The organism is Methylocaldum szegediense, from assembly GCF_949769195.1.
GTDB classification, from domain to species: Bacteria; Pseudomonadota; Gammaproteobacteria; order Methylococcales; family Methylococcaceae; genus Methylocaldum; species Methylocaldum szegediense.
On record NZ_OX458333.1, the window covers coordinates 3,586,991 to 3,599,105 of the forward strand.

Consider the following 12,115-nt stretch of genomic DNA (forward strand, 5'->3'; position numbering starts at 1 on the left):
CCCTTATTTCGTGCGCCGTTTCTCGATGGTATCGGCCAGTACCCGGAGCGACGAGAAAATATGGGTGACGTCCGGATCGTCCGATTTGATCTGAAATCCGTAGGTCTTGGAGATCATCAGCGAAAGCTCGAGCAGATCTATCGAATCGAGACCCAATCCCTCCCGGTAAAGCGGTTTGTCGGGATCGATGTCCTCGGGAACGGCTTCGAGGTTCAAGGATTCGACGATCATCCGTGCGGTTTCCAATTCCATCGGGGTCAGTTGCGAGGTCATAAGCTATCGATATTCCAGGATTGATTTCTGAAGCCGGTCAGCCTGGGTTACGAACAGGGCAGACGAATGACGCCTTCGATTTCCAGCAGCAGGTCTCTGCGGCAAATGTCACCCTGAAGGAAAATGACCGGGCTTAATGGATGCAAGGTTTCCGCGAGCGTTTTCTTAGCCAGGGAGAAATGTTTGCGATGACGCAGATAAATCTTCAGCGTGCAATCCGGTCCCAACTCGTCGAGCCTTGCTCGGGCATGGCTCGCTTCGTCTAGCACGGTCTGAACGTTGATCAATGTTTCCACAAGTTGTCCGGCTGCATCCTCGGGATGCAGAGTTTCGTGTCCAACGATGCTCGCGGTTCCGGATAGGTAAAGCTGTCGTACACCGCCGAATTCCATTAGCGTGGCGCGCGAAAAAGACGGGCTGCGCGGCCCGTATCGTAAGGGATAACGATAGGCGCTTACCTGGCGTGGGTTCTCGATCTGGCGTCCTGGCACCCGGGCCGCGATGAAATAGATCAGCAAGCCGTCCGTTCCGGCGCCGATCGCACTGGCAGCGGGGAGATCCCGATCAAACAGGTAGTCGGCTTCGGCAAAGGCTTGATGGCGCCCCAGACAAAACCGTTGGTAGTTTTCGAGCCCGAGGTACTCGTCGTTGATCCGGGGAAGATAGTTCCACATGCGAACCAAATGCTTGTACCCGGCGACGTGGATCAGATCCAGTATTCGACGATAGGCGCGATAGGTCCCGGTTTCCACCGCTTCCCGCTCATTCCCGCGTAGGTAGAGCACGCCGAATAGGACCTCCCCGTTACAGGCATAGCGGATGCCCTGGTTTTCGCCATGGCTTACCGGCCAAGGGCTTTGCCAAACTTCGCAGAGCTTTTGGTCGTCCAGGTGACTCATGGGCAGCGTTAGAACCGGGTAGGGTGCGTCCCCGGCCGATTCGGGAAGGTCACCGAAGCCGACGACACCGAGCACGGTGGCCTGCTCCGTGCTTGTCATGCCGTCCAAGGTTTCGGCAGGAAGGAGGCTGAGATAAACGGGGGCATCGAAAACGGACGATCGACTCTTACGAGCGCCCAGGCTCGCGTCGAAATAGCGCATACGTGCTGGCGCGTTCATGTCGGGCGTACGAAGCTGAGCTTCATGAAGCGATGTTTTGCCGTCTGCGCTTGAGGGCAGCGTAGCTGTTGAGCGGGTCAAACAGAGTTTTCAGATAGTAGATCAACTTAAACATGGCAAGCTTGGACGCAATCGGCGTATTCCGGTACAGATCGCCAGCCAGTAGCGAGATAACGCCTTCTTTGATTCGGAATCGGTTGTTTGGATAAATGATCAGATCCCGCATGGCCGGCGTGGTGACGCGATAGATGAACCATGAAAATGTTTTCAGTCCGTGGCGTGCGGATTTTTCATATTGAGCAAGACGTTTCTCGGCGGTTTCCGGTTCGCGCAGGATGCCGTCCACAGTTTCCGCGCCCGACACAGCACCGTGCAGGGCGAAATGGACGCCACTGGAGAACACCGGGTCGATAAAGGCAAAAGCATCGCCGATCAGCAAATAGTTCTTTCCCCGCATTCGCCGGGACATATAAGAATAGTTGCCGGTCGCGGTTACCGGCGACACCAGCCGGGCGTTTGCGAGGCGAGCCTGCACTAGAGGGCATAAGGCGATGGTGTCAAAAAAGAATTGTTCGACCGGCGTGCGGCGGCTTTTCAGGTAATAAGGCCAGCAGACCGCGCCCACACTCATCAGGTCTCCCTTGAGCGGTATCATCCAAAACCAGCCGTGATCGAACCAATAAATGCTGATATTGCCTTCGTCCAGACCGCTTCTGCGCTCAGCCCCTTCGAAATGGCCGAAGATCGCGGCGCTGCTGTGTCTTTTGTTGCGTTCCTTGATCCCGAGTCTATCGGCCAAAAAGGTGTCGCGGCCCGAGGCATCAACCAGGAAGCGCGGCTGCCACACACGTTCCGCGCCGTGTTCGTCGGTAGCTTTCACCGATACCACGCGATCGCCATTCAGTTCCACCGAGGTCACGCGGCAGCCCTCGTGTACCTCCACCCCCTTGCGCGCGGCATTTTTAAATAGGACGTGGTCGAATTCTGAGCGCTTGACTTCGAAGGCATAGGGATGGGACTTGTCCAGCGCCTCGCCGAACCGGAAGACAGAGCGCTTGCCATGATAGATGGAATCGAACTCGGCGGCGTATTTGCGCAGGCCAATCCTCTCGACCTCGTCCAGCACGCCTAGTCGCTCCAAATAAGGAAGGCTAAGCGGCAACAGCGATTCGCCGATATGAAAACGTGGGTGTCGGTCCTTTTCGGCCAGTACGACGCGCCAATTCTTTTCCGCCAGCAAGGCCGCAATGGACGATCCTGCCGGCCCTCCCCCTATGACCAACACATCGCATGACTCGCTCATAGTGATTGAATTCTTAATTGGTCTAGCCCCCGAAGCAAATAAGGATAATCCGCGAGCCTGGTGCTGCCAAGCCGCGTTTACGGCGAAGAGAAAGCGGCCCCGCGGGCTTGCCCGCGAGGCCTGGTTTGGCGAATCGGTGTCGCTTGCGCCATGCGCTACTTCAGCTCGCGATCAGGTAGTTCCGGGTGACTGGCACGGGGCCGTGCCGTTTCGCGAGCTGGAGCTGGAAAACCACCATGTCGCGCCAGCGAAAGGAAGCGTCACATACTGCGAGATAAAACTCCCACATGCGGGCGAAGCGTTCTCCCATCCGGTCCACAACCTCCGCCCTATGATTCTGGAACCGGCGGAACCATTCCCGAAGGGTATACGCATAATGCAGCCTTAGCACTTCGAGATCGGTCAGCATCAGCTGGGCACGCTGCATCGCCGGCGACAGATCGGAGAGCAATGGGATGTAACTGCCGGGAAAGATATAGCGGGTAATCCAAGGATTGGCGGGACCACTTCTATGACTGACGCCTATGGTGTGAAGCAGCGCGACGCCGTCCGGTTTTAACAGGTTCGCCAATTGACGGAAGAACGCCGGATAGTGGCGGAGGCCGACATGCTCGAACATCCCGACGCTGACGATACGGTCGTACAGGCCGGTGTGTTTCCGGTAATCTTCGAGGCGGAAGCGCACCCGGTCTTGGAGTCCCGCCCGTTCGGCTTCTGCTTGGGCGACACGGAGCTGTTCTTGGGAAAGCGTTATGCCGGTCACGTCGACGCCGGCCTGCTTTGCGAGATAAATCGCCAAACCGCCCCAGCCACTGCCGATATCGAGGACACGCATGCCAGGTTCAAGGCAGAGTTTTCGGGCGATCAACCGGCATTTCGCGAGCTGGGCCTGTTCCAGGGATTGCTCGGGTTCTTCGAAATAAGCACAGGAATAAAAAAGGCGTTCGTCTAGGAAGCGGCGGAAAAGCCACTCGTCGAGATCGTAATGGTGTTTCACATTCCGGTAGCTGCGGGCGATGGCGTTACCCTGTCGAATCAGTGCGTGCAAGCATCGACGGATACGCCCATAGATCGCGCGTTCAGGCGTGGAGAAATTGCGCATGATGACCTCGAGAAACGTCGGCAGCGTCTCGGGCGATCCGGTGTGCCAACCGCCCTCCACATAAGTTTCGCCAAGCTGGAATTCCGGGTCCAACATCAGGCGGCGCAGGACGGAGACGTCTTGAACGTTCCAGTGCACTTCGGGCTCTCCGTTTCCGAAGCGGCGGCTCGGACTACCCGGCATGTGAAGATGGAGGCAACCTTCCTGAATGCGCCGGGCCAACAGTCCGCTTGCAGTGTGGTAGAGCATTTTTTTTAACGGCATTTGTTTTTGACTCCTTTTCTACCGAAGTGTCGAAAAGCCTGTTCGAATTGCAAAGTGTAATGGCCTGTCTTACCGGTTTCGAATGGTACGTGCCCTAATTCGAGTCGTAGCCCAGTGTTGGCGCTTGTCACCGGTTCCGGTTTCCGCCTCGATTTACGGTTGATCCTGACTCGAGTATGGATCTCTGCCGCGTTGGGTTTTTCCGAGCACTCGTCATCGGATCGAAGCAAACGATTCAGTTCGGGGGTGTTCAGGTCGTTTCGGAAAAAGAGATCGCACGGGTTCAGTTCTCCGAGAGCCTGATTGGCCCGAAGTTGGAAGGGACGACCATAACCCCTAGCTGCCGGCATCGGAACGAAATACTCTGCGAGTGGAATTGCCATAGGCAGCTGAATTCTCCGGGGCAACGAAACAGAGATTTCGGATGGGAATTTTCTTGCGCCGAAGTTTTTCCGGCGCGCGTGTGCTCGAAAGCGTCATTCAAGACCCGGTTCCAACTACCGATGACGTTGTCTTTCAAGCAGGGAGAGATTGGTTTCGGGCGTCTCCGCACCAGTGTTTTCCCAGGCGAATTTCGGCAGGTTTTCCAAGGCGAGGATCAAGCCCTCGTTCCATTTCTCGGAAAGCTGCTTGGCGAAGGGGTCGTCCTCAGCGAGAAACAGCCGGCGGCCTTCAGTCAGGCTGTCTCGCTCGTAGATCAGCAGCTCCACCGGCGGGCCTACGGTCACGTTGCTGCGGATGGTGGAGTTCATGGAAACCAGGGCGCAGCGTGCGGCCCGGTCGAGGTCGATATTTCGTTTGATGATCCGGTCCAGAATGGGCTTCCCGTACTTGGTTTCGCCGATTTGCAGGAACGGATGCTCTTCCGATTCGTGAATGTAGTTGCCCTGCGGGTAGATCAGGAACGTCTCGGGCGGACTGTACCCGATTTGGCCTCCGAAGATGAAGGTGGCCTCGAAGTTGGTGTTGGCCGTATCGCGACTAGCCTGGTGGCGCTGCAATTGGGTGCTGATCATGCCGACGTAATCTGCGGCTTCGGACAGGCTGGTCGCCGTCATCAGATTGGGTACCCAGGCCTGCTCGACATCGCGATACATCTTTTTCACCACGGCCTGGGTGGTGGCGAGATTGCCGGCGGAGAGCAAAACAAAAACCCGCTCTCCCGGCCACACGAACGTGTGCATTTTCGAATAGGTGCCGATGCTGTCCATCCCTGCGTTGGTGCGGGAATCGGAGCAGAACACGAGGCCGCGTTCCACGTTGATCGAAAGACAGTAGGTCATGGCGATATAGGAATGGACTCGGGTTATGGGATTCGATCGATTCTATCGTCAGTCGTTTCAGGAGGAAATCATGGCAAAGCATCCGGTTATCGTTAGACCAGGTTAGTTCGGGGTAGGAAGCCCGGGGCGATGGCCGTAAAGACCAGGAGGGTGTTTACCGGCCTGATCCATTTCCTATGCAAGACGCGATAAGCCGTAGGGCACTTGCACCTCTATGGTGCGCATAAGGATACGGCCGTGCACCAGATTCGCTTTTTCGCAATGAAGGCATTCAGGGCCTAGGTTCAGATAGTCCGCTGCCCTCCCGCGTGCGCCGTCTCATTGGCACGGAGGATGCTTTTTCGAAAGTATCAAACCTATCGATCGCTCATGTATATCTCCCACGACTACCACGTCAGCGAAGCCTACGACGAACTGTTGGAACCGGGCGGCCGACCGCGTTTCGCCGCTCGTGCTCTGTTTCAATATCTTGACTCGCTTCGGCCGGGAGAGTTAGAGGCGCGCCGCCAAGCGGTGGATGCGGCCATCATGACCATGGGCATCACGTTCACCGTGTACAGCGAGGCGGGCAACATCGACCGGGCCTGGCCTTTCGACATCATTCCCCGGGTGATGGCAAAGCGGGAATGGATGCGTATAGAGGAAGGGCTGAAGCAACGTCTTACGGCTCTGAATCTGTTCATCAACGATCTGTACAACGAACAGCGCATTGTCAAGGATGGTGTCTTTCCGGCCGAGCTGATCGCCGGTTCGCGCAACTTCAGGCCGCAATGCCGAGAAATGACGCCCCGGTTTGGGGTGTGGGCACATATCTCCGGTACCGATTTGGTACGCGACAAGGACGGCACGGTTTACGTGCTGGAAGACAATCTGCGGGTGCCGTCGGGCGTGTCGTATATGTTGGAAAACCGACAACTGACGAAGCGCCTATTTCCGGAAGTTTTTCAGGCCTGCAACATTCTCCCGGTCGATGACTATCCGACCCAGCTTTACGACACGCTGGCAGCTCTTTCACCGAGGGGCGGCGAGCGGCCGGTGGTGGCCGTGCTCACGCCGGGGATTTTCAACTCGGCTTATTTCGAGCACAGCTATCTTGCCCAGCAAATGGGTGCGTTCTTGGTGGAAGGCTCGGATCTGATGGTGGACGCAGACGACCAAGTTTATATGAAGACGATATCGGGTCCCCGACGGGTCGATGTGATCTATCGCCGCATCGACGACGATTTTTTGGATCCCGAGGTGTTCCGCCCGGACTCGGTGCTCGGCGTCCCGGGGCTCATGCGCGCGTGGCGAAGCGGCAAGGTCGGAATCGCCAATGCACCCGGCTCGGGGGTCGCGGACGACAAGGTTGTATATACCTACGTGCCGAAAATCATTCGTTATTACCTCGATCAGGACCCGATCATTCCCAACGTACCGAGCTACTTGTGCATGGACGACAAGGAGCGATCCTATGTGCTCGCCAATCTGGACAAACTGGTGGTCAAACCGGCGAACGAATCCGGAGGTTACGGCATGCTCATCGGTCCGAGGGCCAGCGCCCAGGAGCGCGCGGCGTTCGCCGATCTGATTCGGGCCAATCCGCGCAATTATATGGCGCAGCCGACCCTGAGCATCTCCACCGCACCCACCCTGGTGGAGGACGGTTTCGCGCCTCGCCACCTGGATCTTCGACCTTTCGTTCTGCAATCCAGCCGTCTTTACGCTACCACCGGCGGTCTGACCCGAGTCGCCCTGAAGGCGGGTTCCCTGGTGGTGAACTCGTCGCAGGGCGGTGGTAGCAAAGACACTTGGATCGTCGATACGGACGACGCATGTTATCCCGCGTAGCCGAAAACCTCTATTGGACGGCTCGCTATCTGGAGCGGGCCGAGAACACCGCACGCCTGATCAACACGACGATGGACGTGCTGTTGGATCTCCCGAGGGGTTCCTCGTTCGGGTGGGACGTCCTGCTCAAGGTCGTCGGCCTGGACCAACTTTTCGAGGAGTGTTACCAGGAGGCGAACGAGTCCAACATTCTGCGTTTCCTGATCCAGGACGAGCGCAATCCTAGCGCTATCGTGTCCAGCATTCGGCGCGCCCGCGAGAACAGCCGAACGTTTCGCGAAACTCTCCCCAACGAATTCTGGGAGCGGGTGAACGGGCTGTACTTGTATGTCCAGAAATCGGCTTCTCTGGCGGTACAGAGCCGGACTCAGCGTTACGAGATTCTCAATCAGATCATCGAGCGCAATCAGTCGTTGGCCGGCCTCTTGATCGGCTGCATGAGCCGTGACTTGGCTTACGAATTCATTCGGCTGGGAAGAAACGTCGAACGTGCCGACATGACCACGCGTATCGCGGACATCAACGCGGCCGTGTTGCTTCCCCGACAGGGCGGTGCCTTGGAGCCTTTTCAGGAGCGGCTTTGGATGAGCGTGCTCAAGGCGTTGAGCGCTTACCAAATGTACCGTCGGCACGTCGACGTGCACGTGCGGGGAACGGCGGTGCTGCGCTATCTGCTCCTCGATCCCCATTTTCCGCGAACCGTCAGCCACTGTCTTTCGGAAATCGAGGAATCTCTAGCGACGCTGCCGAATCACCATGAGATCATGAAGCGGATACGCCGTACCTGGCGGCGGATCAGGGGGGTGCGTTGGGAAGGTCTGACGCCGGCCGTGTTGCACGAGTATCTGGATCAGGTTCAGTCTGACCTGGGCGCGATTCACCTGGCGCTATCCGAGCAGTATTTCTATTTCCATACGCAATCGCAGCACACCACCCCTCCGGCACGAGTGGTCAACGAATAGGGAGTGACAGACGCGGTGTTTTCGCCGAATTTTCCCGTTATGGTGACACGACCAGCTCGACGTTTTTCGAGGATTTCTTGTTCGGATGGTTGTAACACAACAGAGAGAGCGTGTAGGGGGAGTGATCCAATCCGTCAGATCGATGCGTTGAGGATCGTCTTCGAGCCGGGCTCTTTTGTCTGCGGTTATAAGCCGTTCCTATTTTCTTCTATCGATTCATGATCGATGCTTTGCGGTGCCGCGACAAGGAATGCCTGATCGACGTTATCGGCCCCCGTGAAGACAACTCAGGCAGATCGTCTCCTACGTTGTGCAATATTCCTCCTTGATCACGAAACACATGAAACATTTCGGCGATTGCCAGGGGCAGCAAGTTCAATGCCAGTGAATTGGCTCATGCGCTTAGCACCGAAGCGACCCTGCGCTCTGGAGGCAGAGAGCACTTCATAGTTGTTCAGGCATGCGGCCGGATGGAGGTTTCGCCTCGCCGGCAGACCGACTACCCGTGTGTTACAATCGGGCATTCACATTGAGTCCGATGTACTCGCACGTGCAGCCGGGACCGTCGTTCCGTCGATTCGCCGTCTAGTCAGCCTGAAGCCGATCAACCCGCACTCGCTACAGTTCCGTGAACACCCCTACGACTTGCCCCTGCGGCTCCGAGAAGCCCTTTGAGGTCTGTTGCGGCCCGTATTTGAAAAGACAATCGGTACCGCCCACCGCCGAAGCCCTGATGCGTTCGCGTTTTACTGCGTTCGAACTGCGCGACGCCGATTACCTCAGAGACAGCTGGGACCCAGGGCAGCGGCCGGCGTCTTTGAACTTTGAAGGCGACACCCGCACCTGGTCCCGTCTAGAGATTGTTGGAACTATAGGTGGCGGCGACAACGACGAGCGCGGTGTCGTCGAGTTCAAAGCCCAGTTTGAGCTGGGAGACGACACTTATTTGTTACATGAAGTCAGCCGGTTTCATCGGGTAGAAGGACGATGGGTTTATCTGGACGGCACCATCCAATATCACGGCAAAATCGCTCACAAGGGCGAGATTCTCCGCAACGCACCGTGTCCCTGCGGCAGCGGCAAAAAGTACAAGAAATGCTGCGGCGGTTCGGCAGGACGTTCGAAGAAGGCATAGCGTTCGTCGTGTATGAGCGACGCTAAAGCATCGAACTGATCGAATTTTTGGCCAAACTGAACGAAAAATTGCGGGCTGCCGCAATTCCGCTATCGTCCTGAAATTTCCGAAACGCTTTAACCATGGGCGTTTCGGCAAATCGCAACATTCGTTGCGCTATTAATGGCATATGAATTGCGATGTTTATTTCGGCGGCCGGTGAGTGAGAAGGCAGGACGCCACTAATTCCTATCCACTCATCGGACCGCACCAAACTCATCGTTTTCCCCCACCCTCCCTCCTTCCCCGACTCGGTGCCGCCGCAAATGGCGACACCGTTTTTTGTTTCGGCGGCTTTGCGCCATTCTCCGATCGTCTTCCGTTTCATGAAATTTCTTAGATGCATTGATAGCATCGGTGTCGCAGAGATTGAATCGAGCGGACGGAGGATCGGGAATGATCAAAGAGCTGGCTTTGTGGCTGACGATTTTTGGCCTTTGGTGGAGCGGTCCGGCGAGCGGCGAAGACGCGCGATACTTCAAAGTGTCGCGCCAGGATCCAAGAGAGTGCCTTGCACCAACATGCGACAGGGTTTTCGTGAAGGAAGTCAACAAACCGCGAACCCGCTGCGTGGACGGGATTTGGCGTCGAGAATGTTATGTCGGCATGCTCGACTTTTCCAAAGCGGGCGGTAGTCCGCAGCAAAACGAAGAGTTCAAGAACGAGTTCGTTTTGGGACGCGGCCTGGTGCGAGGAATGCTCGAAAGGCGTGCGACCGATGCCGGCATGGAAGACAGCGTTCTGGTTGTGCACGAGACATGGCGGGCGCAGGCACAAGCGGTTCCCTCGGGCGCTCTGTACCGGGTGAAGGATGTCGGCGGGCCCTGCTCGACCGAACCTTGCGAACACATCGAGGAAGTGCAGCTGAATACGCTCAGCAAGACGTTGATTGCCGAGGTTGACCTGCTCGCTTCCGCAGCCGATCCCGAGCGCGTCAATGCCGGATACCGGGCGCTCAAGCAAGGAAGCGTTCTGGTCGCCGGGAGTCACCAAGCTGTCACTGGCCCTGCGGGTACGAGCGAATCCCTGGTTGCGAGCGAATTCTATCTGCTGGAATCCCCGGCCCCGGCCACCGGCCAGGTCTGCGGCGGCAATACCGGAGCGGGATGCCCGCCCGGCCAATATTGTGAAGTCGCAACTCCCAACGCATGCAGCTCGACCAGCGCATTGGGAACCTGCGAGGTTCCGCCTGAAATCTGCACCACTGAACACAACCCCGTCTGCGGATGCGACGGCGAAACCTATAGCAACGATTGCGCGCGCCGCCGTGCCGGCGTTCAGCTCGATCACGCCGGCCCCTGTGCGAAGTCGGCTGTGGCGCCGATGCCGGGGCGTTGAGGAAACTTCGATGATACAGGTCCGCGGGAACTGCAGCTAAGCCCGAGCATCCAACCCAAAATTAACCAGCGGGTATTTCTTGCGGAAAACTGGCTTTTCGGGCCAGGGAAAGAATCCCAATCGGGCGCTGGGATGTCATGCAGTGCCCCGAACTTACCAGGTGAAAACCGGAGGCAAAGATGAAGGGAGTCGTTTTTCACGGAGTTGGCGACATTCGTTTGGAAGATATCGCCGAGCCTCGCATCGAAGAACCGACGGATGCGATCGTGCGGATCACCGCCAGCGCGATTTGCGGGACGGATCTGCACATGGTGCGCGGGACCCTAGGCGGACTGAAGCCCGGCACCGTTCTGGGGCATGAGGCTGTCGGCGTGGTTGAATCGCTAGGGTCGAACGTCCGGAATCTCAAGGAAGGCGATCGGGTGGTGGTGCCCTCGACCGTCGCCTGCGGCTACTGTTCATATTGTCGGGCGGGCTACTACGCGCAATGCGATTATGCCAACCCGAATGGCATTCTCGGTGGAACGACTTTTTTCGGAGGTCCCGCGATCGCCGGAGGTCTTAACGGATTGCAGGCAGAAAAAGCGCGTATACCGTTCGCCAATGTCGGGTTGGTCAAGCTGCCGGACGATGTTACCGACGATGAGGCTATAGTCCTCTCGGATATTTTGCCGACGGCTTATTTCGGCGTGGAATTGGCGGAGATCAAGTCCGGCGATACGGTGGCCGTTTTTGGCTGCGGTCCGGTCGGGCAGTTTTCCATCACCTGCGCCAAGCTGCAGGGTGCCGGTCGGGTACTGGCCGTGGACAACGAGCCCTCGCGTCTCGATATGGCGCGTAACCAAGGCGCCGAGGTCATCAATTTCGATCTCGAAGATCCGGTGCAGACGATTCGCGACCTGACCGGCGGCATCGGCGTGGATCGTGCCATCGACGCAGTGGGCGTGGACGCCGAACGTCCCCGTCACGGGCCAGCCGCGCAAAAGGCCGATGAGCAAAAAGCCCAGTTCGACCAGGAGTTGAGCGAAATCGCACCGGAAGCCCAGCAGCAAGGAGCCCAATGGCATCACGGCGATAGTCCATCCCTGGTTTTGACCTGGGCGGTCCAGGCTTTGGCCAAGGCCGGAACCTTGTCGGTCATCGGCGTTTACCCGCCGTCCGATCGCTTTTTCCCCATCGGCATGGCGATGAACAAGAATCTCACCGTAAAAATGGGGAACTGCAATCATCGCCAGTACATCCCCATGCTGATCGACCTGGTTCGAAGCGGAGTCATCGATCCGACCGAAGTTCTGACTCAGACCGAGCCTTTGACGTCGGTTATTGAAGCCTACCGTGCCTTCGACGAGCATCGCCCGGGGTGGCTGAAGGTCGAATTGGTGTGAGATTTAGCCCGGATATTTCGTCAGCTCCCATTCGCGGGGGGCAGGAGCAGGGTGGTGAGCTCAAAGGCGTGCGATAGGGGAGG

Annotated in this window: 11 protein-coding genes; 5 read left to right on the forward strand and 6 right to left on the reverse strand. The window is 57.4% G+C overall.

Annotated features, from left to right (window positions below):
- Nucleotides 1-3: 3 nt before the first annotated feature.
- From QEN43_RS15520 to QEN43_RS15540, 5 genes are all read right to left on the reverse strand, one after another.
- Nucleotides 4-273, reverse strand: a complete 270-nt coding sequence (locus QEN43_RS15520) for a phosphopantetheine-binding protein (protein ID WP_202901078.1) — start codon at nucleotides 271-273, stop codon at nucleotides 4-6.
- Nucleotides 274-320: 47 nt separating this feature from the next.
- Nucleotides 321-1,391, reverse strand: a complete 1,071-nt coding sequence (locus tag QEN43_RS15525; RefSeq protein ID WP_156912647.1) for a chorismate transformation enzyme, FkbO/Hyg5 family — start codon at nucleotides 1,389-1,391, stop codon at nucleotides 321-323.
- A 22-nt stretch (nucleotides 1,392-1,413) separates the two neighbouring features.
- Nucleotides 1,414-2,694, reverse strand: a complete 1,281-nt coding sequence (locus QEN43_RS15530) for an NAD(P)/FAD-dependent oxidoreductase (RefSeq protein WP_317963386.1) — start codon at nucleotides 2,692-2,694, stop codon at nucleotides 1,414-1,416.
- Nucleotides 2,695-2,854: 160 nt separating this feature from the next.
- Nucleotides 2,855-4,060 (reverse strand): SAM-dependent methyltransferase, encoded by a 1,206-nt coding sequence (locus QEN43_RS15535; RefSeq protein ID WP_202901079.1) that lies wholly within the window; start codon nucleotides 4,058-4,060, stop codon nucleotides 2,855-2,857.
- 497 nt (nucleotides 4,061-4,557) lie between these two features.
- Nucleotides 4,558-5,343 carry a peptidase gene (locus QEN43_RS15540; protein ID WP_026609271.1) on the reverse strand — a complete coding sequence of 262 codons (786 nt, stop codon included), beginning with the start codon at nucleotides 5,341-5,343 and terminating at the stop codon, nucleotides 4,558-4,560.
- 369 nt (nucleotides 5,344-5,712) lie between these two features.
- On the opposite strand from QEN43_RS15540, the gene QEN43_RS15545 reads away from it, so the two are divergent.
- The 3 genes from QEN43_RS15545 to QEN43_RS15555 all read left to right on the forward strand — a co-directional run bounded on the left by QEN43_RS15545 (nucleotide 5,713) and on the right by QEN43_RS15555 (nucleotide 9,270).
- On the forward strand, nucleotides 5,713-7,173 hold the full coding sequence (locus tag QEN43_RS15545; RefSeq protein ID WP_026609272.1) for a circularly permuted type 2 ATP-grasp protein: 1,461 nt from the start codon (nucleotides 5,713-5,715) through the stop codon (nucleotides 7,171-7,173).
- Nucleotides 7,158-8,135: an alpha-E domain-containing protein gene (locus QEN43_RS15550; protein WP_051331443.1), complete on the forward strand. Its 978-nt coding sequence runs from the start codon at nucleotides 7,158-7,160 to the stop codon at nucleotides 8,133-8,135. The genes QEN43_RS15545 and QEN43_RS15550 overlap by 16 nt, the downstream gene beginning before the upstream one ends.
- A gap of 628 nt (nucleotides 8,136-8,763) precedes the next feature.
- Nucleotides 8,764-9,270, forward strand: a complete 507-nt coding sequence (locus tag QEN43_RS15555) for a YchJ family protein (protein WP_036267839.1) — start codon at nucleotides 8,764-8,766, stop codon at nucleotides 9,268-9,270.
- Nucleotides 9,271-9,292: 22 nt separating this feature from the next.
- Here the strand turns inward: QEN43_RS15555 and QEN43_RS15560 are convergent, their stop codons facing one another.
- Nucleotides 9,293-9,637, reverse strand: coding sequence for a hypothetical protein (locus QEN43_RS15560; protein WP_156912648.1), 345 nt, complete (start codon nucleotides 9,635-9,637; stop codon nucleotides 9,293-9,295).
- Between the two features lie 68 nt (nucleotides 9,638-9,705).
- Between QEN43_RS15560 and QEN43_RS15565 the strand changes: the two genes are divergently transcribed.
- Nucleotides 9,706-10,647: a Kazal-type serine protease inhibitor family protein gene (locus tag QEN43_RS15565; RefSeq protein ID WP_051331444.1), complete on the forward strand. Its 942-nt coding sequence runs from the start codon at nucleotides 9,706-9,708 to the stop codon at nucleotides 10,645-10,647.
- A 179-nt stretch (nucleotides 10,648-10,826) separates the two neighbouring features.
- Nucleotides 10,827-12,032 carry a zinc-dependent alcohol dehydrogenase gene (locus tag QEN43_RS15570; RefSeq protein WP_026609274.1) on the forward strand — a complete coding sequence of 402 codons (1,206 nt, stop codon included), beginning with the start codon at nucleotides 10,827-10,829 and terminating at the stop codon, nucleotides 12,030-12,032.
- Nucleotides 12,033-12,115 lie beyond the last annotated feature (83 nt).